This window comes from Aminobacter sp. UC22_36, assembly GCF_044056035.1.
In the GTDB taxonomy this organism is placed as follows: Bacteria; Pseudomonadota; Alphaproteobacteria; order Rhizobiales; family Rhizobiaceae; genus Aminobacter.
In genome coordinates this window covers 1,248,968-1,271,276 of record NZ_CP171996.1, presented here as the reverse complement: position 1 = coordinate 1,271,276, position 22,309 = coordinate 1,248,968, and the positions used below count along the sequence as shown (strand labels likewise).

The 22,309-nt window shown below is 63.2% G+C and carries 19 protein-coding genes; 6 read left to right on the top strand and 13 right to left on the bottom strand.

What is annotated here, in order from left to right:
* Window positions 1-12: 12 nt before the first annotated feature.
* Together ACHMW7_RS09490 and ACHMW7_RS09485 are read right to left on the bottom strand one after the other, a co-directional pair.
* Window positions 13-858, bottom strand: a complete 846-nt coding sequence (locus ACHMW7_RS09490) for a phosphotransferase (protein WP_395450017.1) — start codon at window positions 856-858, stop codon at window positions 13-15.
* A gap of 2 nt (window positions 859-860) precedes the next feature.
* Window positions 861-1,487 carry a TetR/AcrR family transcriptional regulator gene (locus ACHMW7_RS09485; RefSeq protein WP_395450016.1) on the bottom strand — a complete coding sequence of 209 codons (627 nt, stop codon included), beginning with the start codon at window positions 1,485-1,487 and terminating at the stop codon, window positions 861-863.
* Window positions 1,488-1,590: 103 nt separating this feature from the next.
* Here ACHMW7_RS09485 and ACHMW7_RS09480 point away from each other — a divergent pair, with 103 nt between their 5' ends.
* Window positions 1,591-3,027, top strand: a complete 1,437-nt coding sequence (locus tag ACHMW7_RS09480) for an MFS transporter (protein WP_395450015.1) — start codon at window positions 1,591-1,593, stop codon at window positions 3,025-3,027.
* Window positions 3,028-3,068: 41 nt separating this feature from the next.
* Here the strand turns inward: ACHMW7_RS09480 and ACHMW7_RS09475 are convergent, their stop codons facing one another.
* Both ACHMW7_RS09475 and ACHMW7_RS09470 read right to left on the bottom strand, forming a co-directional pair.
* Window positions 3,069-3,785 carry an outer membrane protein gene (locus ACHMW7_RS09475; RefSeq protein ID WP_395450014.1) on the bottom strand — a complete coding sequence of 239 codons (717 nt, stop codon included), beginning with the start codon at window positions 3,783-3,785 and terminating at the stop codon, window positions 3,069-3,071.
* Window positions 3,786-4,063: 278 nt separating this feature from the next.
* Entirely contained in the window at window positions 4,064-4,777 is a 714-nt protein-coding gene (locus tag ACHMW7_RS09470) for an outer membrane protein (protein ID WP_395450013.1), read from the bottom strand.
* Between the two features lie 405 nt (window positions 4,778-5,182).
* On the opposite strand from ACHMW7_RS09470, the gene ACHMW7_RS09465 reads away from it, so the two are divergent.
* Together ACHMW7_RS09465 and ACHMW7_RS09460 are read left to right on the top strand one after the other, a co-directional pair.
* Window positions 5,183-6,091: an ankyrin repeat domain-containing protein gene (locus tag ACHMW7_RS09465; RefSeq protein WP_395450012.1), complete on the top strand. Its 909-nt coding sequence runs from the start codon at window positions 5,183-5,185 to the stop codon at window positions 6,089-6,091.
* Between the two features lie 417 nt (window positions 6,092-6,508).
* Window positions 6,509-6,994: a GNAT family N-acetyltransferase gene (locus tag ACHMW7_RS09460; RefSeq protein WP_395450011.1), complete on the top strand. Its 486-nt coding sequence runs from the start codon at window positions 6,509-6,511 to the stop codon at window positions 6,992-6,994.
* 229 nt (window positions 6,995-7,223) lie between these two features.
* Here the strand turns inward: ACHMW7_RS09460 and ACHMW7_RS09455 are convergent, their stop codons facing one another.
* Window positions 7,224-8,600 (bottom strand): L,D-transpeptidase family protein, encoded by a 1,377-nt coding sequence (locus ACHMW7_RS09455; protein ID WP_395451297.1) that lies wholly within the window; start codon window positions 8,598-8,600, stop codon window positions 7,224-7,226.
* A gap of 192 nt (window positions 8,601-8,792) precedes the next feature.
* Window positions 8,793-9,155: an MmcQ/YjbR family DNA-binding protein gene (locus ACHMW7_RS09450; protein ID WP_395451296.1), complete on the bottom strand. Its 363-nt coding sequence runs from the start codon at window positions 9,153-9,155 to the stop codon at window positions 8,793-8,795.
* Between the two features lie 119 nt (window positions 9,156-9,274).
* Between ACHMW7_RS09450 and ACHMW7_RS09445 the strand changes: the two genes are divergently transcribed.
* On the top strand, window positions 9,275-10,042 hold the full coding sequence (locus ACHMW7_RS09445; RefSeq protein WP_395450010.1) for a hypothetical protein: 768 nt from the start codon (window positions 9,275-9,277) through the stop codon (window positions 10,040-10,042).
* A gap of 41 nt (window positions 10,043-10,083) precedes the next feature.
* Here ACHMW7_RS09445 and clpB read toward each other — a convergent pair whose 3' ends face one another.
* From clpB to ACHMW7_RS09415, 6 genes are all read right to left on the bottom strand, one after another.
* A complete protein-coding gene (gene clpB, locus ACHMW7_RS09440; protein WP_395450009.1) occupies window positions 10,084-12,690 on the bottom strand; it encodes an ATP-dependent chaperone ClpB in 2,607 nt (868 codons plus the stop codon).
* A gap of 336 nt (window positions 12,691-13,026) precedes the next feature.
* Window positions 13,027-13,830, bottom strand: a complete 804-nt coding sequence (locus tag ACHMW7_RS09435) for a DUF4167 domain-containing protein (RefSeq protein ID WP_395450008.1) — start codon at window positions 13,828-13,830, stop codon at window positions 13,027-13,029.
* A gap of 337 nt (window positions 13,831-14,167) precedes the next feature.
* Complete coding sequence (gene prmC / locus ACHMW7_RS09430) at window positions 14,168-15,022, bottom strand: peptide chain release factor N(5)-glutamine methyltransferase (RefSeq protein WP_395450007.1); 855 nt, start codon at window positions 15,020-15,022, stop codon at window positions 14,168-14,170.
* Entirely contained in the window at window positions 15,015-16,094 is a 1,080-nt protein-coding gene (gene prfA / locus ACHMW7_RS09425; protein WP_395450006.1) for a peptide chain release factor 1, read from the bottom strand. The genes prmC and prfA overlap by 8 nt, the downstream gene beginning before the upstream one ends.
* On the bottom strand, window positions 16,091-18,367 hold the full coding sequence (ptsP, locus tag ACHMW7_RS09420) for a phosphoenolpyruvate--protein phosphotransferase (protein WP_395450005.1): 2,277 nt from the start codon (window positions 18,365-18,367) through the stop codon (window positions 16,091-16,093). Before ptsP ends, prfA begins: the two co-directional genes overlap by 4 nt.
* A gap of 75 nt (window positions 18,368-18,442) precedes the next feature.
* Window positions 18,443-19,717, bottom strand: coding sequence for an aspartate kinase (locus ACHMW7_RS09415; protein WP_395450004.1), 1,275 nt, complete (start codon window positions 19,715-19,717; stop codon window positions 18,443-18,445).
* A 302-nt stretch (window positions 19,718-20,019) separates the two neighbouring features.
* On the opposite strand from ACHMW7_RS09415, the gene ubiG reads away from it, so the two are divergent.
* Window positions 20,020-20,766, top strand: coding sequence for a bifunctional 2-polyprenyl-6-hydroxyphenol methylase/3-demethylubiquinol 3-O-methyltransferase UbiG (gene ubiG, locus ACHMW7_RS09410; protein WP_395450003.1), 747 nt, complete (start codon window positions 20,020-20,022; stop codon window positions 20,764-20,766).
* Between the two features lie 49 nt (window positions 20,767-20,815).
* Here the strand turns inward: ubiG and ACHMW7_RS09405 are convergent, their stop codons facing one another.
* A complete protein-coding gene (locus tag ACHMW7_RS09405; protein ID WP_395450002.1) occupies window positions 20,816-21,703 on the bottom strand; it encodes a DMT family transporter in 888 nt (295 codons plus the stop codon).
* Window positions 21,704-21,844: 141 nt separating this feature from the next.
* Here ACHMW7_RS09405 and ACHMW7_RS09400 point away from each other — a divergent pair, with 141 nt between their 5' ends.
* Complete coding sequence (locus ACHMW7_RS09400; protein WP_395450001.1) at window positions 21,845-22,186, top strand: MmcQ/YjbR family DNA-binding protein; 342 nt, start codon at window positions 21,845-21,847, stop codon at window positions 22,184-22,186.
* The last annotated feature ends 123 nt before the right edge of the window (window positions 22,187-22,309 follow it).

Sequence of the window (22,309 nt, the reverse complement as noted above, 5' to 3'; positions counted from 1 at the left end):
GCAAGACCGCACTCAGGCCGCCGCATCGCTCCCGGTCAACGCCCGCAACCCGGCTTCGAGTGCTGCCGCCTCGCCATGGTCGATGCCAAAGAGCATGTCGAGCAGCGCGAAGGTGCTGCGATAAAAGCTGATGCGCTCCGACATCGCGGCAATGCCGGGATAGTGCGGCTCCATCAGCAGCAGGAACTCGTCGCCCAGGCCGGCGGACAGGCTGGCGAGATCATAGGCGGGATCGCCCTCCCCGCAGCCGGCGAAGTCGATGACACCGGAAACCTTGCCGTCGACAACGAGGATGTTGCCGGTGCCGAAATCGCCATGGGTGATCGTGCGCGGCGCACTCAGGGCTTGCCCGACAAAGCGGTCGAAGCGCGCGCGGATGGCTGCGCCGGTCACGGCAGGCAGCAGCGGCAACGCCTTGGCTTCGAGCTGGTCGCGCAGCGCACGCCATTCGGCCACCGGATCGGGCGCGGCTTCGGCGGGCAGGAGCCCGACCGGGATCGCATGAAGGGCACGCAGGAACAGCGCCAGGTCACCGGCCAGTTCCAGCTTCTGCGTATCAGTCATTCCAGCGAGCGACAGCAGGGACTCGCCCGGCAATTTGCGATGGACCGCAACGACATGCGGACCGACAGTTTGCAGCTGCGGCGCCGGCACCGGCAGAGGCAGGCTTGGGGCGAGTGCGGCAAGGATGCCGGCCTCTTTGGCAAGATCGCGCCGCGCCCCGTCGTGACGCGGCACCCGCACGATCAGATCGCCGGTATCGAGCACAAGATTGTTCTGCCCGCTGTCGATGACGGTCGCCGACAGCATCTCGGGCGCATGCAAGGCTTCAGCGATTTCCTGCACTGTCGGGCGCATCGTCAAACATCTTCCGATCTGGACTCGACCTGGTTTGCCAGTGCGGCATCGATGGCCTGCATCGCCAGCGGAATGAAGGCAAGCAGCCGCGCCTGAACCACACCGTCGCGCGCCTGCACTGAAAGGCCATGCATCACCGTGGCAAGATAATCGCCCAGCATGTGCGTGTCGGTATCAGCCTTCAGCTCGCCGTCGGCAACGCCCCGGTCGAGCCGCGCAACGATGCTTTCGGTCTGCTTGTGGCGATGCCCGGTCAGCCAGTCGCGCACGGCGTCATTTTCGGCAGCGCAATTGGTGGCAGCTGTCACAACCATGCAGCCTTGCGGCTTTCCCGGCCGCGTGTATGTCTCGGCCGCATCGCGCAGCATCTTGTCGACAGCCTGCCGCGCTGTCGGCTGCCCGGCCAGCGCCCGCAGCGCAAAGCCGCCTTCATTGGCCTCGTAAAGCCCGACAGCCTCGCGAAACAGCTGCTGCTTCGAACCGAAGGCGGCATAGATGCGCGCCGAGGCGATGCCGAGCGCCGCAACCAGATCGGCCATCGAGGTGCCTTCATAGCCGCGCGTCCAGAAGGCGTCGCGCGCGCTTTCCAGCGCCTTGTCGCGATCGAACTCCCTTGGTCTTCCCGCCATCGCCACCTCTATTCTTTATCGGTCAACAAATAATCCGCTTGACTCCGGATTGCAAATCTTAATTCTTTGTCAATCGACAAAGAATCATCATCTGGAGATCATCATGAGTTCACTCGACCAGGGCGCCCCGCTTGGCGCGGCAACACCACAAGCGGGCATCGGCGCCAAACGCGGCGCCACGCTGGCGCTGCTGGCCTTCGCCCAGCTCATCATCGCGCTCGACCTCAACATCGTTTTCGTCGCGCTGCCGGAGATCGGCACAAGCCTCGGCTTTTCCGGCCAGACGCTGCAGTGGGTGGTCAGCGCCTACACCGTCTTCACCGGCGGGTTCCTGTTGTTTGGCGGCCGCGCGGCGGACCTGATCGGCCAGCGCCGCATCTTCATCTTCGCGCTCTGGCTCTATGCGCTGTCGTCGGTGGTCGGCGGCCTCGCCTGGTCGCCGGCGGTCATCATCGCGGCGCGCGCGGTGCAAGGCATCGGCGGCGCCTTCCTGTTTCCGGCAACGCTGTCGCTGATCAACCGGTTGTTTGCCGAAGGGCCCGAACGCAACCGGGCGCTCGCCGTCTGGGGCGGCGCCGGCGCGAGCGGCCTGACGCTCGGCTCGCTGGCCGGCGGCTTCCTGACCAGCGCCTTCGGCTGGCCTTCGGTGTTCTACGTCAACGTGCTTTTGGCCGGCATCGCCATCATCGCTGCCTTCGCCATCATTCCACGCGATCCCAGGCGCCTGGAAAAGCGCAGCTTCGACCTGCCCGGCGCATTGACGGTGACCGCCGGCGCGACGCTTTTGGTGTTCACCCTGGTCCAGGGCCCGGAATATGGCTGGAGCGCGCCGTCGATTGTCATGAGCGCCGCACTGGCAGCGCTGTTGCTGATCGCCTTTGGCGTGATCGAAGCCAGGAGCACCGACCCGCTGATGCCGCTGCGCCTGTTTCGCAACCGCAGCCTGGTCACCTCCATGACGATCACCTTCCTCTACATGGCAACCTTCGGCGCGCTGCCCTACTTCCTCACCATGCTTTTGCAGACGGTGCACGGTTTCACCGCCCTGCAGACCGGGCTCGCATTCCTGGTGCCGTCGGTCGCCATCGCCACCGGCACCCAGATCGGCGAAAGGCTGGCAACGCGGTATTCGACACGCGCGACGCTGGTCAGCGGCATGGTCATCGGTGCGGCCGGCACGGCGATGATGGTGTTCGGTGCGACCGCCGCAAGCAGCTATGCCGCGCTCGCACCGGGCCTTGTTGTCTCGGGCATCGGACAGGGCATCGTCTGGACAGCGATGTGGATCGCAGCCGCTTCAGGTGTCCACCATGACGAGCAAGGCGTCGCGTCCGGCATGGCCTCGACGACGCTCAATGTCGGCAATGCCATCGGCATGGCGGCACTGATCGCCATTGCCAACAGCCATGTCGGCGGCTTGACCGGCGAGGCGCTGAAAGTCGCTGTCGCCGACGGCATCCAGCTCGCCTTCTGGCTCGCCGCGGCAGGCATCGTGGTCAGCCTGGTGTTTGCGATGGTGCTGCCGAAAAAGCCGGCATGATCCTGGTGCGGCCTGGGCACATGGTCGATGGCTTGCGCCGATCAGAACTTGTAGCTGACGCCCAGGCGGATATCGTGTGACTGGAAATCGATCTTGGTCGGCCTGTTGCTGAGGGGCACGGTCGTGAAATCCTGGTCGCCATAGTCAGAATAGCGGTATTCGGCGCGGATGCTGACTTTTTCGGTCATCGCATATTCCGTGCCGATACCGGCCGTCCAGCCAACATGCGTGCCCTCGAATTGTTGATAGGGATAGCTTGCGTAGTTCAAGCTGCTTTCAACACGTGCTGCGGCGACGCCAGCCGTTGCGTAAGGAAGAAAGCGATCCATCGCATAGCCAAATCGCGCGCGGGCGGACGCTGTCCATTTGATCTCGCTCTCAAACCAGATGTTGTCGTCGGCTATTGGTCCAGTCGGGGTGATTAAAGACACATAGTCGGAGCCCTTCGACGAGCTGTAGCTGAGATCGGCTTCGCCGCCGAAGACAAAGCCGTTGCTGAACTGTCTGATGTAGCCAGCATGGGCACCGAGCAGGTAACCATCGGGATCCGGGTTGGAGATTACATACAGCGCGGCCGGTCCCGGCTCATACACGTCGTAGTTCGATTGACCGAACGAATACCCCCCGTGGATGCCGACATAGAACCCGGACCAGTCATAGGCGCCAGACGCGATCGGTGCGATGTCTTCAGCAGCCGCGTCGGCGGCAAACGCGTTGCTGGCTCCTGCGACCATGAGGGCGGAGGCGACGATCATCATTTTCATTTGCGGCTGTGCCCTCAAGGTCATTGAGCCTTCGGTATGGCACTGTCCGCAGTCGCGCGTCTTGGGCTGTCCAGCATCTGAATTGTCGCGGAATGCACTGCGGCATTTTTTTCTCGATGGCAGAGACTGAACCAGCCACGGCAGGCCTTTCGACCGAGGCTCGCATCTTCGGTCATCGCATGTTCCGCGCCGACACCGCCTGTCACAGCTGCCCAAGCCATGGCGATTGCCCAGCCAGACGCGTGCTGTGGCATGTTCCGCTGAGATTGGGATCAGAACTTGTAGGAGATACCGAAGCGAACGTCCTGGGCTTTGAGACCCATCTTCGCAGGAAGGTTGCCGAGATAGGGCAAGTTGGAATCCTGGACACCGTAGTCGGAATAACGATACTCCGCGCGCAAGCTGACCTTTTCCGTCACCGCGTATTCGGCGCCCATGCCTAAAGTCCAGCCGATATGGGTATCGTTCCTGGGTTGAGATGAATTTCCGGCGACTATGAAGTCGCTCTCAACGCGCGCGACCGCAACACCAGCGGTTACGTAGGGAAGCAAACGATCCATTGCATAGCCAAGCCGGGCGCGGGCGGACCCCGTCCATTTTACTTCGGCATCCACGTGCACGTCAGGATCAGGAATGTTCCCGTACGGCATGACAAGATAAGCACCACCGCTGCCGTCCGACGCGTTGTAGCTGAGGTCAGCTTCGCCGCCGAGAACAAATCCGTTGCTGAACTGACTGACGTAACCAGCGTGAACACCTCCGAGGTAGCCGCGGGGATCGGGGTCGGCGAATACGCGCAGCATGTCCAGCTCATAGACACCGTATTGGGACTTACCGGCAGAATATCCACCGTGGACGCCAACATAAAAGCCGGACCAGTCATAGGCGCCTGACGCCGGCGCGACGTCTTCAATCGCTGCGTCGGCGGCAAGCGCGTTACTCGCCCCTGCGACAATGAGGGCGGAGGCGACGATCATCATTTTCATTTGCGGCTGTGCCCTCAAGCTCATTGAGCCCTGTGTATGGCACCGTCCGCGGTTGCACGTCTTGGGCTGGCCAGCACCGGAATTGTCGTGGGATGCGCTGACGCATTTTTATTGATGACCATTCAGCCGTTGCCAGCGCCACCGCCTGATGACCAGTTACATCGGCGGAAACGTGCCCAGGATCAGGCTGAATTCCTGGTCCGCGCAGGCGAGCCAGGCGTGAACTCGTAAACGGGCATGGTTCTGCTTCCGAGGCGAAGGCGGCCATTGTCGGCTAGCGTTGCAATGTCGCAGAAGGGCCGGGAGCGGTCATTGACCACGTATCTCCGCCGGCTCCGGCGTTGTCGCCAGCAAGCCCTTGTTCTAAGATGAACCCGTCATGGAACTCTCGTCAGGGAGGATACAATGATCAACAAGGGGCGCATGTGGCTGATAGGGGCTTCGTGGGTCCTTTGGCTTCTTGCGCTGCCCGCCCAGGCGAGCGACTTGGGCGATCTTGTCAGGAATGCCGACGTCGCGGCGGTGACGTCGGCCTTGGACAGAGGCGCCGCTATCAACGAAATTGACGGTGTTACGGCGCTCTATATCGCCTGCGAAGTCGGAAACGTCGAATTAGCAAAACTTCTGATCAATCGTGGGGCGGACGTTAACCTGCCCGTCAGCTGGCAACGAACGCCCCTCTACGCCGCCAACAAGGCTGGACATGCTGACGTCGTGAAGCTGCTGCTCGACAATGGGGCCAATCCAAATCAGGTGGCGAAAGCGCAGACCCCGCTGCACGTGGCTGCCGAGAATGGCTGCCTTCAGTGCGTCATCTATCTTGTGGATGCTGGAGCAGATGTGAATGCACTGACGTCGAATGGAAGTCCGGCCATACATCTGGCCAAGCTCAGTGGTCACGACGACGTCGTGGCCTACTTGCACGGTCATGGCGCCGGACGACCGGCCATTGCGCCGATCTCGGCACGCCTTGCATCGGCAAACGCTGGATCGGGCAAGGAAATTTTCGACAAAACGTGCGGGGCTTGTCATCTGTCAGCGCCGGGGGTCAAGGTGCCCGGACGAGCCAATCTGTGGGGCATCGTCGGCCGACGGAAGGCTTCGGAAAGCGACGTCAAGTATTCGTCAAGCCTAAAGGACGCTGGCGGCAACTGGACATTTGAGGAGCTCAATTTTTTTATCTCAAACCCCGCACTCACTTTGCCTGGAACAGATATGACTTTCCCGGGTCTGCAGGACGAGAAGCAGCGAGCCGACCTCATCGCTTACCTCAGGACCATGAGTGACACACCGTTGCCGCTCCCCGAGAATTGATTGCTCCTGTGGTACTGTGATCCGCAAAGCAACTTGCAGCGATGCGAGCGGCCCGGGGCCAAGTCACGTCTATTGCGCTGGAGTAGCTATAGCTCCGGTCACGGCGGTCGAAAAAATCTCTTCCGATTCCGCCTTGGTTCTTATCTCTGAATCGGCCGCAGCACGGCGCAATCCCCGACAACACGCATCCTGTACTGCCCGGGACAATTCCGGTGCGCTGCGTCCCAAGACGGTTCTTGAATGGAACGCTAGGTTGCGGCAAATCTTGTGAAGACCAGTCGGCGTCGTTAGACGCCAATGCCGGTATCAGGGCGCCGGTATCAAGCCGAAATTCCAACCGCGCCGGGGCACCATGGCTGAGGGCGATGAAAATCGGACAATGGCCAGCAGATTGAACGGAGGCCGGCAGGGAGCGCCATGATCATACTTAGGCCGATGCGAAACGACGAGTACTCCGGCTATCTCAGCTACTTTATCCCTGATTATGCCGCCGAGATCTCCAGAAATTTTGATATGTCCGAGGCGCAAGCTTTTGCACGGGCACGCCAAGAAATTTCAGATGACCTGCCAGACGGTCCCAACACGGATGGCGAAGTCTTGCTGACCATCACCGACAGTGCGCTGGGAAGCGACGTCGTCATTGGCTATTTCTGGTATCGCCCAGACAAAACAGCCCATTCCGCATTCATCAGCGATTTCCACATCTTGCCGGCATACCAGGGCAATGGCTACGGCAAGGGCGCTCTTGCCGCACTGGAAGCCACGCTCTCCCAAGCGGGCTTCGAGCAGATCCGCCTGCGTGTCGCCGCTGACAACGCGCGGGCTCATCATCTCTACGACGTTGTGGGCTTTCGCACCACCGGCATCAATATGAGCAAGAGGATCGGGCGACCGCGAAGCTGAGACCCAAGCAGCGACGGCGGCTGGCCCCTGCGGCACCGACAAAATTTGCCCGCGAAATGTCAGGCCGAGGACCGGATGGCAATGGGCTTGCCTGCGCATCCGCTCGCCGACAGGCGCAACGGATGCGGATCGGCGAAATCGCGCTGCTGAACAGGGCAGCGACGTGTCTGGTTTCAACCGCAGCTTTCGCCGCCGCTTCGGCTCGACGCCGAGCGGCTAGGCACCTGCCCTATTCCATGAACTCGACCGGCACGCCCGACTTGACGATCTTGGCGAGCTCGCGCGCGTCCCAGTTGGTCAGGCGCACGCAGCCATGGCTCTCGGTCTTGCCGATCTTGGACGGGTCGGGCGTGCCGTGGATGCCGTAGGTCGGTTTATCCAAGGCGATCCAGACCGAGCCGACCGGACCGTTCGGCCCCGGCGGGATGGTCAGGACCTTGTCGTTTTCGCCCTGCTTGAAATTGATCTTGGGATTGTAGGTGTAGTTGGGATCGAGCGCGACCCGCGACACCGCATGGATGCCGGTCGGCGACGGCGTGTCGCCCGAGCCGATGGTCGCCGGATAGGCGGCGACAAGCTGGCCGGCCTCGTTATAGGCGCGGACCTGCTTCAACCCCTTGTCGGCGATGATGCGCGACACCGGCTTGTTCACCAGCTTGCCGAAATTGGCGACCTTCACGATGGTGCCGGGCCGGTTGAAATTGAGGTCCGGGTTGATCGCCTTGAGATAATTCTCGTCCATGTGGAAACGCTCGGCCAGCATTTCCGTCACCGAGGTGAAGGCCATGCGTTCGAGCTTGGCCTTTTCGCTGTAGTCGGCCGGAACCGAAGCGACGAAGGGCCCGGCCGCGTCTTCCGGGGTGATGGTGTAGGAGCCGAAGGCGTCGCCGCCGGTTTCGGCCAGCGCCTGCTTGATGCCTTCGGCGTCGGTCGACTTCAGGCTGGCGCCGGTCATCTCGTTATAGGCGGCGAGCGCCTTGTCGACATTGGAACCGAAGCGGCCATCGATGACGCCTGGCGAAGCGCCGAGACGATCGAGCAGGATCTGCAGCGAAGCGACGTCCTCGCGGCCCTTGACGGCGATGGACGGTTCGAGCGGCCCTTCGGTGATTGTCGGCGTCGAGGGAAGTGCCGGCTGGTCGTCGGGGTTCTGCAGCGGCTCGCGCGAGACGACGCGGGGGCCACCCGGCGCCTCGGGGAAGGCGTTGGGGTTGTTGTAGTAGTCGTCGCCATTGGGTTCGGCCGGGACGGCAAGCGCGTCGTCGCTGTAATAACCATCGTCGGCCGGCCCGAGCAGCACGTCGCCCTGGCGGTAGTCGCGGCGCAGTTCCTGGCGGCGCTGTTCACGGCGCAACGCCTGGCGGTTGAGGCGGCTCTCCGGCGGCTGCACGGCGATGACCTTGCCGGTGTAGGGATCGACGAGCACGCGGTTGCCACGGCTGTCGTAGAAGATCTCGACCTCGTCGCCCTGGGCCAGGCGGATCATCTGCTGGTCTGTCGCAGGACGTGCCGGCGCAGGCTCGCCCGAAGGCGCGACCGCAGCCGCTGCCTGGAATGCCGACAGGCCGGTGGCCATGGCTGAAAGCACAACGATCTTGCGCAACATGGTCGCCACATCTCTCCGAATCTCGACTGCCGCGCAGGCAGCCATGGTGGAATCACTGTTATCCACCGACATCCAATAACGATCTGCTAACCCTTCCAACATGAACAGGGCATGAAAATGACCGCGTTATCAGGATTTTGAGGCTTCGGGACGGCCAAAGCCCAAAGCATTGCGCATTGCCGCGAATCGACGTCAGGCAGCAAAGCCGAGTTGCTTGCGCATTGCCTTGGTAAGCTTCACCGCAACCAGCCGGTGGCTTTCGCCGATGTAGTCGCGCAAGCCCTGGTCATCCATGGTCGCGTCGTTCTGGCGCTGGATCCACTTCATGCCGCGCGAGGCAAGATAGGGCGCGGGACGAAGCCCCGGCTGTTCCTTGAGGATGTCGAAGGCCATTTCAGAGACCTTGAAGGAAACCGCGAGCCCGTCGCCGTCGCTCCAGCCGCCAATGGCAAAGACCTTGCCGCCGACCTTCCAGACATGCGCCCCGCCCCATTGCACGACATGGGTCGTGTGGGGCAGCGAAGCGCAGAAGCTGTTGTAGTCGTCGAGTGTCATGGTCACGATACCCCCCGCAATTCTTTCAATTATTCCGCAATGGAAGCTAACTTTACTTTCACGATGCCGTGTCAGATTTGCGCATGCTTAGTCCCGGTGCGCACAAAGGAAAATCGTCGATGGAAAACGGCGGCAACATCTGGTCCACGTCGCTACGCATCATGAAGAAGGAGATCATTTACGTCTTGGCGTATTGCGCGATGATCGTGGTTTTCCTGATGATCGAAGAGAAAATGGAGAATACGTCCGCGAGCTCCATCGCGCTGACGTTCGCATCGGCGATGTTGGCAATCCCTGCACATTTGTCGGTTCTATCTCGCCTCAGCACGGCAGACGCCATGCGTGAACTTCAAAGCAAGAGCCCAAGATACATCGGCAGCTTCGTGTTCCGCACAATCGTCCTGGGCGCAATTTCCGGCGCACCAATTCTGGCTCTGGTCATATTCCTGTCTGCGAACAACTGGGGAAGGACCAGCCTCATTGCCACGGCAGTTTTGGCACTGCTTTTGTTGGCAGCCCTGGTTTTCGCAAAGTGGGGAACCATGCTGCCCGCCATCGTCATGCAGAGCGACAGAACATTTGCAGCCGCCGGGCGCCGCGGCAGAATGAGTTTTTTCTATTCATTCCCTCGGCTGCTCGTGTCGTTCGGCCTCTTGAGCGTTGTACAGATCCTGGCTATCGCAGCCGCAGCCAACATGCTGGGCGCAGGGGACTCCTACTTCCCGGCAGCAGGCGGCTTTGATTTCGGCCTCCTGCTCAGCGCGATGATTGGCACAGCCATCAGCAGCTACCAGATCGTCATGACTGCGGTCATTCTCTCACGCTCCTACCTGCGGGCCGAAAACGCCGCCAACGGTCGTGATCTCGTTGCGGTTGAGGCGATTTGAAACTGGCCCTTGCTGTTTCCAGCAAGGGCCAGCTCATCACATTACGCAGCCGCCTCTGCGCTGACCACCGTCGGCTTGGACCGGAAATTGAGCCGGTCCGAGCCCGCGGTGATCTTGACGGTCGAGCCGTCGAGGATGTCGCCGAGCAGGATCTTCTCGGCGAGCGGGTCCTGCAGCTCCTTCTGGATGACGCGCTTGAGCGGGCGCGCGCCATAGGCCGGGTCGTAACCCTTGTTGGCGAGCCAGTCGATCGCATCGGTATCGAGCGACAGCGTGATCTTGCGGTCGGACAACAGCTTTTCCAGCCGCTTGAGCTGGATCGCAACGATCTTGCCCATATCCTGGCGACGCAGGCGATGAAACAGGATGACCTCGTCGATGCGGTTCAGGAACTCCGGCCGGAACGCGCTCTTGACGACGCCCATGACCTCGTCGCGGACCTTGTCGACATCCTCGCCTTCGCCCAGCGCCACCAGATATTCGGCGCCAAGGTTGGAGGTCATGATGATCAGCGTGTTGCGGAAGTCGACGGTGCGGCCCTGGCCATCGGTCAGGCGGCCGTCGTCGAGCACCTGCAACAGCACGTTGAAGACGTCGGGATGGGCCTTTTCGATCTCGTCGAACAGGATCACCTGGTAAGGCCTGCGGCGCACCGCTTCGGTCAGCGCACCGCCTTCCTCGTAACCGACATAGCCGGGAGGCGCGCCGATCAGCCGGGCGACCGAGTGCTTTTCCATGTATTCGGACATGTCGATGCGGACCAGCGCATGCTCGTCGTCGAACAGATAGTCGGCGAGCGCCTTGGTGAGCTCGGTCTTGCCGACGCCGGTCGGGCCGAGGAACATGAACGAGCCGATCGGCCGGTTGGGGTCCTGCAGGCCGGCACGGGCACGCCGGACTGCCTTGGACACCGCCTGAACGGCTTCGCCCTGGCCGACGACACGCACGCCGATCTCGTCTTCCATGCGCAACAGCTTGTCGCGCTCGCCTTCGAGCATCTTGTCGACCGGGATGCCGGTCCAGCGCGACACGACATGGCCGACATGGTCGGGTGTCACGGTCTCTTCGACCATGGTGCCACGGCCTTCGAGCGCCTCGGCCTCGACGAGCTTCTTTTCAAGCTCGGGGATGCGGCCATAGGCAAGCTCGCCCGCCTTCTGGAACTCGCCCTTGCGCTGGGCGATGGCGAGTTCGTTGCGGGCTTCTTCGAGCTGGCCCTTGAGGTCGGCGGCAAGGCCGAGCTTTTCCTTCTCGGCCATCCACTGGCTGGTCACCCGTGTCGACTCTTCCTCGAGCCCGGCAAGCTCCTTTTCCAGCCGTTCGAGCCGGTCGCGCGAGGCGTCATCCTTCTCCAGCTTGAGCGCCTCGCGCTCGATCTTGAGCTGCATGATGCGGCGGTCGACCTCGTCGAGCGCTTCGGGCTTGGAATCGATCTGCATGCGCAGCCGCGAGCCGGCCTCGTCGACGAGGTCGATCGCCTTGTCGGGCAGGAAGCGGTCGGTGATGTAGCGGTTGGACAGCGTGGCGGCGGCAACGAGTGCCGAGTCCGAGATGCGCACCTTGTGGTGCTGCTCGTATTTTTCCTTGAGGCCGCGCAGGATCGAGATGGTGTCCTCGACAGTCGGCTCGGAAACGAACACCGGCTGGAACCGACGGGCAAGGGCGGCGTCCTTTTCGACATGCTTGCGGTACTCGTCGAGCGTGGTCGCGCCGACGCAGTGCAGCTCGCCGCGGGCCAGTGCCGGCTTCAAAAGGTTGGACGCATCCATCGCGCCATCGGCCTTGCCGGCGCCGACAAGCGTGTGCATCTCGTCGATGAACAAGATGATGCCGCCGGCAGCCGAAGTGACCTCGGAGAGCACGGCCTTCAGCCGCTCCTCGAACTCGCCGCGATATTTGGCACCGGCAATCAGCGCGCCCATGTCGAGCGCCATCAGCTGCTTGTCCTTGAGGCTTTCGGGCACGTCGCCATTGACGATGCGCAGCGCAAGGCCCTCGGCAATCGCGGTCTTGCCGACGCCCGGCTCGCCGATCAGCACCGGATTGTTCTTGGTGCGGCGCGACAGCACCTGGATGGTGCGGCGGATCTCGTCGTCACGGCCGATGACCGGATCGAGCTTGCCCGCACGCGCATCGGCGGTGAGGTCACGCGCATACTTCTTCAACGCGTCGTAACCCTGCTCGGCACTGGCCGAGTCGGCGGTGCGACCCTTGCGGATATCGTTGATCGCGGCGTTGAGCGCCTGGGCGGTGACGCCGGCCTTGGCGAGGATGTCGGCGGTCTTGGCCGACTTCTCGACGGCAAGTGCGGTCAACAGGCGCTCGACGGTGACGAAGCTGTCGCCGGCCTTCTTGGCCAGCTCCTCGGCCGCGGAAAACACCTTGGCCAGCGGCTGCGCCAGATAGAGCTGGCCATTGCCGCCCTCGACCTTGGGCATCGCCTTGAGCGCGGCTTCGACGCCGAGCCTGACGTCGCGGGCATTGCCGCCGGCGCGCTCGATCAGCGACGAGGCAAGGCCTTCTTCGTCGTCGATCAGCACCTTGAGGATGTGCTCGGGCGTGAACTGCTGGTGATTGTTGGAAAGGGCGTAGGTCTGGGCGGACTGGATGAAGCCGCGGACGCGTTCGGAGTATTTCTCAAGATTCATTCGATGTCTCCATTCCCTGCCCGGCCCGCTTGGCGGCACCGGTCAGGCTTGAGGTGACGGGTCCGCCCGAACGGGCCGGACCCGACTGACGCTGATATGGTGCGTAGGACGATATACCTCAAGGCGCCGGGCGCTGCGTGCGTGATTTTTTGACGGGCCCCCATTTTGATGGGCCCATTTTGACGAGCCGAGGACGCACCAGCATGTCCGACTCTGCGCACCGCGCTTTGGAAAAGCAAATCCGATTTTCAGGCCGCCGCGCGGACCCTAAGCCAGAAACAAAAAACGGCGGGATTCTCATCCCGCCGTTTTGGAATTTGCAATGGTTCGAAAGCGTCAGCCTTCGACGATGGCAGGCTCGGCTGGCGGCGTTTCGCCGGCTTCGCCCTGCACTTCGGTGGCAGCGCGCTCACCCCGGCGCGGACGACGGCCACGGCGCGGTGCGGCGGTGACTTCGCCCTCGACGGCTTCGGCGGCAGGAGCTGCCCCAGTGGCGACTGCATCAGCGACGACGGCCTCGGCGACGACGGCTTCGGCAACCACGGCTTGCGGCTGCTCGGTCACGGCGACATCCGCCTGTGCTGCCTCGGCCTGCTGCTCATGATGGCGCGGACGGCGTTCGTTGCGATTGGGGCGACGTTCGCGGCGGCCTTCACGCGGCTGGCCTTCGGCGGCTTCCGGGTTGAGGGCGACCTCGGCCGGCGTGCCTTCGATGTCAGGCTGCGGGCCCGAACCGTTGACGACAGGCTGCGGCTGGACCTGGGGCTGCTGGACCTGCACCTCGGCAACGTTGTTGCCCATGCCGTCATCGTCGCGCTCGTCATCCATGTCGGAGTCGAAGTCGTCGCGGCTCTGCTGCTGCTGCTGGATCGGCATCTGCGCCATGGCGGCGGCAATGATGCGATTGTAGTGCTCAGCGTGCTGCAGGTAGTTTTCGGCCATCACGCGATCGCCAGAGCTGTGCGCGTCGCGCGCCAGAGTGGTGTATTTCTCGGCGATCTGCTGCGCGGAACCACGGATCTTTACATCAGGTCCGTTGCTCTCATAGTTGCGCGTGAGTGGGTTGGGGCCCTTGCGGTTGTTGTTGCCGTTGTTGTTGTTGCTATTATTATTGTTGTTATTGTTGTTACGACCGCGCATGCGCCTATTCTGCTGTTGTGGCCTCATCAGATTCTCTTTGTGTTGAAGTCTAATCCGAACGGGGGCACTTAGGCGGCCTGCCGTTTCGTATTTTTCCGCCGGTGATCGCCCGCAATTTTCCTGCGTCGGCGCCACATGCCATCCTGTTTCGGTTCATGTCACTTGCCGGACGATCCCCGCACGAAGCTAGAGCGTCGTCTACGCAAGAAGGCAGCTTGTTTCGAAGGAAACCGAATCGTTTAACAGCACTGCCTGCTTCGTCTCATCCGGTTGCCGGGAACCTAGCGGCATTCACTTTCCTTGCCAAGCGGTTTTTTGCAATGCCAAAAAGCCTTGCTCAGCGGCGGAATACAAGCACTCTATCATTGCCGCCCAAGTCCTTGTGCTGGGCGAACAAATGGTAGCCGGCGTGCTCGAATATCCCGGTTACGTCGCGGCGCTGGTCGTGCCCGATTTCGAGCCCGACAAGGCCATCTTCTTCAAGATGGCGCGCAGCACCCGACGCAATCATTCTGTATGGCTCAAGACCGTCCGGGCCGCCGTCGAGCGCGCGGCGCGGATCAAAATTGCGAACCTCGTTCTGCAAATCCTCGATCTCTGCAGAGGATATATAGGGAGGATTTGAGACGATTAAATGGTGCCGGCCAATTATCTCTGCAAACCAGTCCGATTTCTTGGCCGAAAAGCGTGACGACACGCCGAGATGAGCGGCATTGGCTGCTGCGGTTGCCAGCGCGTCGTCTGATACATCGACGCCGATCGCCACGGCCTTCGGCTCCTGGGTGACAAGCGCCAGCGCGATGGCCCCGGTGCCGGTGCCGAGATCGAGGATACGGCAGATGCCGGCGCACGCCGCCGTCTCATGGACGAAGGGCAACACCGCATCGACGAGCGTTTCGGTGTCGGGGCGCGGTTCGAGCGTCTCTGCGGAGAGGCTGAGCCGCATGCCGTAGAAATCGCGGTAGCCGAGGATACGGTGGACGGGTTCGCCAGAGATGCGCCGCTCGAGTGCGGCCTCGATCTCGGCGACCTGCCCGACAAGCCTGTCGGGCGACGAAATCGCGTCTGCGCGGGTCGTGCCGGAGAAATGCTCGACAATCAGCCGGGCATCGAAGGCCGCATCGACGATGCCGGCACCAGCAAGGCGCTGGCGCGCGTGGCGCAGGAACTCGCCGAGCCGACGCTCAGCCATCCGAGCCCATGTCGGCCAAAAGCCGCGACTGGTGATCGGAGATCAGCGCGGCGACGACCTCGTCGAGCTCGCCCATCATCACCCGGTCGAGCTTGTAGAGCGTCAGGTTGATGCGGTGGTCGGTCAGGCGCCCTTGCGGGAAATTATAGGTGCGGATGCGCTCGGAGCGGTCGCCGGAACCGACCTGCGACTTGCGCGACGAGGAGCGCTCCTCATCGGCGCGGCTGCGCTCCATGTCATAGAGGCGGGCGCGCAGGATCTGCATCGCCCGGGCCCGGTTCTGGTGCTGCGATTTCTCCGCCTGCACCACCATGATGCCGGTCGGCAGATGGGTGATGCGCACCGCCGAGTCGGTGGTGTTGACGTGCTGGCCGCCCGAGCCCGAGGCACGCATCGTGTCGATGCGGATGTCTTCGGGGCGGATGTCGATGTCGACCTCCTCGGCTTCAGGAAGCACCGCAACCGTCGCAGCCGAGGTGTGGATGCGACCACTGCCTTCGGTCGCCGGCACGCGCTGGACACGATGCACGCCCGACTCGAACTTCAGATGCGCAAACACGCCCTTGCCCGAGACCGTGGCGATGATTTCCTTGAAGCCGCCGGCATCACCGTCGCTGGCCGATGCGACCTCGAAGCGCCAGCCGCGCGAAGCGGCGTAGCGCTCGTACATGCGGTAGAGGTCGCCGGCGAACAAAGCCGCCTCGTCGCCGCCGGTGCCGGCGCGGATTTCGAGGATGGCATTGCGCTCGTCGGCGGCATCCTTGGGCAACAGCAGGATCTGGATTTCGCGCTGCAAATTGTCGATGCGGTCCTCGACATCGGGCTTGTCCATCTCGGCGAGCGAACGCATCTCGGCGTCGGTGCCCTTGTCGGACAGCATCGCTTCGAGATCGGCAAGCTCCTGCTCGGCCAAGCGCAGCTCGCGGATCCTGGCAACGAGGTCCTGGATGTCGGAATATTCGGACGCCAGCTTGACATAGACGTCAGGCGCGGGCCCGGCCGCCATCTGCGCTTCGAGCATGTCGAAGCGCTTGACGACTTGGTTCATTCGGTCATGAGGCAGGCTGATCATAATGGTATGGAACGGTCGTCCGCAAAGGCCTGGAGCAGCGCGCGCATCGGCAGGCTGGCGGCAGGACCGGCAAGGTTATCGTCGAGGAAGGATTTCAACTCGCCGAGAGGAAGTTCGGTCAGCATCGCCTTGACCGGGCCGATCGAGGCCGGCGACATCGAGATGGAGCGGTAGCCGAGGCCAAGCAGCGCCATCGCCGAGATCGGCTTGCCGGCGAGCTCGCCGCACAAGGTGACGGGCGTGTGGTTGCGGATGCCGGCATCGGCGATCTGCTTGAGCACACGCAGGAACGGCACCGACAGCGTGTCGAAGCGGTCGGCAAGCTGGGTGTTGCCACGATCGGCCGCCATGACGAACTGGAACAGGTCGTTGGAGCCGACCGAAACGAAATCGACAGCCTGCATCAGCTCGTCGAGCTGCCACAACAGCGACGGCACCTCGATCATCGCCCCGAGCTTGAGGCTGGTCGGCAGATGGTGGGCGAAGCGCGAGAGGTGGCGCACCTCGCGGTCGATGATCTCGCGCGCCTGGGCGATCTCCGAGAGCTCGGTGACCATCGGCAACATGACCTTGAGCTCGCGCCCGCCGGCGGCTTTGAGCAGCGCCCGGATCTGGGTGCGCAACAGGCCGGGACGGTCGAGCGTGAGCCGGATGGCGCGCCAGCCAAGGGCGGGGTTTTCTTCTTCCTGCACCGAGCCCTTGAAATAGGGCAGCACCTTGTCGCCACCGATGTCGATGGTGCGGAAGGTGACGGGACGGCCACGCGCGATGTCGAGCACGTCGCGGTAGAGCTTCTCCTGCGCTTCGGCGCGCGGGAAGGTCGAGGCGACCATGAACTGCAGCTCGGTGCGGAACAGGCCGATGCCGGCAGCCCCCGCCTCGGCCAGCTGCGGCAGGTCGACGGCAAGGCCGGCATTCATCAACAGGTCGACCTTGACGCCGTCCTTGGTCTCGGACGGCTTCTTGCGCAATTCGCGGTAGAGTTCCTGCCTACGGGCGCGGAAACGCACCTTTTCGGCGTAGGCCGCTTCGAGGTCGGGCTGCGGCCGCAGATGGACGGTGCCCTCGACGCCGTCGACGATGATCGGATCGCCGTTTTCCGACATGGAAACGGCGCCCTTCATCTGGCCGGCGACGGGGATGCCCATGGCACGCGCCACGATGACGACGTGGCTGGTCGGCGCACCGTCCTCCAGCACCAGGCCGCGCAGCCGGTCGCGCGGATAATCGAGCAGCTCGGCAGCGCCCATCGAGCGCGCGACGATGATGGCATCCTTGGGCAGCGACTCGGCGATGGTGTCGGGGCCGCGGCCCATCAGCTGGCGCAGCAGGCGGTTGGCGAGATCGTCGAAATCGCTCATCCGCTCGCGCAGATAGGGGTCGGTCATGTGCAGCATGCGGGCGCGCATGTCGCTTTGCACTTTTTCGACAGCCGCTTCGGCCGTCAGGCCGTTGCGGATCGCCTCTTCGAGCCGGCGCACCCAGCCACGGTCGTTGGCGAACATGCGGTAGGCTTCGAGCACCTCGCGGTGTTCGCCCTCGAAGGCGACGTCGCGGCGCTCCAGCATGTCGTCGATCGACAGGCGCAGCGAGCCGAGCGACACCTCGAGCCGGCGCAGCTCCTCGTCGCTGTCTTCGTTGAACAGGTTGGTGACGACGATGCGCGGCTCGTGCAGCACGACATGGCCAAGGCCGACGCCTTCGTTGAAAGACAGGCCGGTGAAGCTCGCCGGACGCGACATATCGAGTTCGAGGCCGGGCCGGCTCAAGCGGCCGATGTCGCCCGACGCGATCATCTCGGCAATCACCATGGCGGTGGTTTCGAGCGCTTCGATCTCGTCGTCGCGGTAGTGGCGCATGGTCTTGTTCTGGACGACCAGAACGCCGAGCGTGCGCCCTGCCCTGAGCACCGGCACGCCAAGGAAGGAGTGATAGATCTCCTCGCCGGTCTCCGGCAGGTAGGCGAAGGCGGGATGTTCCTGGGCGTTGGACAGATTGAGCGCACGCGCGCTCGCCGCGATGGTGCCGACAAGGCCCTGGCCGAGACGCAGCTGGGCCAGGTGAACGGCGTTGGGATTGAGACCGACGGTGGCGTAGAGCTCAAGCACCGAGTCGGCGCGCAGCACGTAGAGCGAGCAGACCTCGGCCACCATGTTGGCAGCGATATCGCGCACGATCCTGTCGAGCCGTTCCTGTGGCTCGAGGGGCTCCGCCATCAACTCGCGGAGCCGCTTCAGAAGTACGCGCGGCCCAGCGGCCATGTCACGTATCATTCACCGTCTCCAATGGTTGGACCCGGCGGGCACACCTTGCCACGCCGGCAACGCGGTGACGCTCGACTCCTAATACTACTGCTTATCGAGACCGTAGACGGAATGCAAAGTCCGAACAGCAAGTTCGGTATATGGCCCGTCGATCAGGATCGAGATCTTGATCTCGGAGGTGGTGATGGCGCGGATGTTGATGCCCTTGGCGGCCAGCGCCTGGAAGGCGGTGGCGGCAACGCCAGCGTGGCTGCGCATGCCGATGCCGATGACCGACACCTTGGACATGCCCTCGTCGTGCTGGACGGCGTCGTAGCCGATGTCGGGGCGGATCTTCTCGAGCACGGCAAGCGCCTTGTTGACGTCGCCCGACGGCACGGTGAAGGTCATGTCGGTGAACTTGCCGTCCTCGGAGATGTTCTGGACGATCATGTCGACATTGATGTTGGCTTCGGCCAGCGGGCCGAAGATCCCGCCGGCGACGCCCGGCCGGTCGGCGACACGGCGCAGCGAGACCTGGGCTTCGTCCTTGGCGTAGGCAATTCCGGTGACGACCTGCTGTTCCACGATTTCATCCTCGTCACAAATGAGCGTTCCAGGCGGATTGAGAAAATCGCCCATGCCGGGCGCATCCGGATCATCGAAGGACGAACGCACGAAGGTGCGAACACGATGCACCATAGCGAGTTCGACCGAGCGGACCTGCAGCACCTTGGCGCCGAGCGAGGCCATTTCAAGCATTTCTTCAAACGAGATGCGCGACAGGCGCCGCGCCTTGGGCTCGATGCGCGGGTCGGTAGTATAGACCCCATCGACATCGGTGTAGATATCGCAGCGATCGGCCTTCACCGCAGCGGCGATGGCGACAGCAGAGGTATCGGAGCCGCCACGGCCAAGCGTGGCGATGCGGTTGTCGGGGCCGATGCCCTGGAAACCGGCGACCACGGCGACCTGGCCTTCCTGGAAACGCTTGATCAGGAACGAGCCGTCAATGTCGAGGATGCGGGCAGCGCCATGGGCGTTGTCGGTCTTGATCGGAATCTGCCAGCCCTGCCAGGAGCGGGCGTTGATTCCCATTGCCTGCAGCGCAAGCGACAGCAATCCTGACGTCACCTGCTCGCCCGAGGCGACCACGGCGTCATATTCGCGGGCGTCGTAGACGTTGAAATTGGCGCCTTCGGCCTTCGAGGCCTCCTGCACCCAGCCGACAAGCTCGTTGGTCTTGCCGGACATCGCCGACACGACAACGGCGACCTCGTGGCCGGCGTCGACCTCGCGTTTGACATGGCGCGCCACGTTGCGGATTCGGGCGATGTCGGCGACGGATGTCCCGCCGAATTTCATCACGATGCGCGCCATAGAAGCGAAATGCCCTTGCCATATGCGCCGGCCCCAAGGGGCCGGAAAATGAGTGAAAACACCAATGCCTGGCCCAGTGCCTGACAGGGTGTCGAACGCGCGGCCTGCATAGCCAAAACACGCGCATTCCGCAAGGACGCCCGGCCAGACAAATCAGCGCGACATTTTTTGCCGGCGCAGCAGGGCGGGCCGGGGTTTCAGGATCGCCTCGGGCGGCTCGCGGAAATGTCGCCTTGACAATCGCGGCGCCAGACCCGACTTCCTTGCGCTCGCCCGACATCCGCTCGAAGGAGACCACAGCAATGCCAGATCCCCGCCCATCGACGATCGATGCCGGAGAAGTCGAGCGGTTCTCGGCGCTATCAGCCGAATGGTGGAACCCCAACGGCAAGTTCCGCCCGCTGCACAAGTTCAACCCGATCCGCCTGGGCTACATCCGCGACCAGGTCGCCGCCCGCTTCGGCCGCGACACCCACGCCGCACGGCCGTTCGAAGGCCTGCGCATCCTCGACATCGGCTGCGGTGGCGGCCTGTTGTGCGAGCCGATGGCCCGCTTGGGCGCTGAGGTCGTCGGCGCCGACGCCTCGGCGACCAACATCGAAGTGGCGAAGATCCATGCCGCCGAAAGCGGCGTGAGCATCGACTACCGCGCCACCACCGCCGAGGACCTCGCCGACGCCGGCGAGAAATTCGACATCATCCTCAACATGGAAGTCGTCGAGCACGTCGCCGACGTCGAGCTGTTCGTCAAGAAATGCGGCGAGATGGTCAAGCCCGGCGGCATCATGTTCGTCGCCACCATCAACCGCACCTTCAAGGCGCTTGGCCTCGCCATCGTCGGCGCCGAATATGTGTTGCGCTGGCTGCCGCGCGGCACCCACCAATATGGCAAGCTGGTGCGTCCCGAAGAGCTCGACAAGGCGCTGTCAGGTGCCGGCCTTGCCACCATCGACCGCACCGGGGTGATCTACAACCCGCTCGCCGACCGCTGGCAGAAATCCCGCGACATGGACGTCAACTACATGGTGCTGGCGGAAAAGGCGGCCTGAGGCCGCCATTTCCGTCTGTTCGGCCGGGTCGGGCGGCGTCCAGGCAAGGTCAGCTGCCGCGCTGGGCCCTGGTCGTCAGCGTGACGCCGGCGAGGATGATGAGGCCGCCGACCCAGGTCAGCGGACCGTAGCTCTCGCTCAGGAACAGCGTGCCGGAGATCAGGCCGACAGCGGCGGCGACATAGCCGATCTGGCTGAGATAGACCGGCCCGCCGACAGCCTGCAGCCGGAAGAAGAAGGCAAACATCGCCGACGACGCGGCAACCTGCGCCACGACCAGAAGCGGCATGTCTGCGAGCAGGCCGGCGGAAGCTGTCTGTCCGCTCGCAGCCGACAGCATGGTCAGGATCAGCGCCGCGGCGAGATGACTGCCGATGGCAAGCTCGATCGGCCCGGATGTCCTGGGCCAGTCGAAAGTGCGGTAGATGTTGCCGGCAGCAAGAAACACCGGGATGAGCAGGCCGACGCCGATCCACAACAGCTCGGCCGGCCGGTCGGCCTGGCCACGCGTCGAGGCCACGAGCAGCGCGCCGACAAAGCCGATGGCAATGCCTGCCACCCCGAGCCGGCTTGGCCGGCTGACCCGCAACACAAGCGACATGACCAGCGTGACGACAGGCGACAGCGTGAACATCAGCCCGGTGTAGCCGGCCCCCAGATGTGGCAAGGCGGTGAACATCAACAAATTGGGGATGGCATAAGAAATCGCCGCGGCGATGAAGAAATAGCGCAGGTTCTGGCGATCAAGTTTCATGCACCGGCCGCTGGCCACAAGCGTGATCAAAAGCACGCTGCCGGCGCCAAAGGAAATGACGAAAGACCACAACAGCGGCGGGATTCCGCCCTCTACTGCAAGCTTGCCGAACGGCAGCGTAAGTCCGAGCAGCGCGCCAGTGACGAGCAGGAGCGCGACGCCAGAATTCCAGATGATCTTCATGGCATGGGTCTAGCGCGGCTCGGGCCGGCAGAAAACACGGTCTCGATTGGGCCAGAGGGCCGGGGAAAGCCGCTGTGCCCAAACTTGCGCCGCCCGCTACGATCCCTGACAATATGGCCTGCCATGACCGGATCGAGAGCCATGACAAGAGAGGACGTCAGACGGATCGCCCTGCAATTGCCCGGGGCGGTCGAGAAATCGCATTTCGGCAAGCCGGATTTCCGTGTCCGCGACCGTGTCTTTGCCACCCTGCCCGAAGACGGCGACGCCGTCATCAAGCTGACCCGCGACCAGCAGGAACTGATGTGTGGGGCCGAAGCGGCGCTCTTCCGGCCCGTCGACGGCGGCTGGGGCAAACAGGGCTGGACCCGGGTGATGCTGGATGCCACCGACGAGCAGACGCTGCGCAGCGCGTTGGTGACGGCCTGGCGCAACACCGCACCGATCACCCTGCGCAAGGCGTTCGACCTGGCCGGTAGCTAGGCGGACGACCCCGCCACGGCGCGGCGGGACTTTCCTTGCGAGCGTTTCCATGCGAGCCTGATGGCAGGGACACCGCTCCTCACCTGGCACGCGCACCGCCGCCGCTGCCGTTTGATAGCAGGA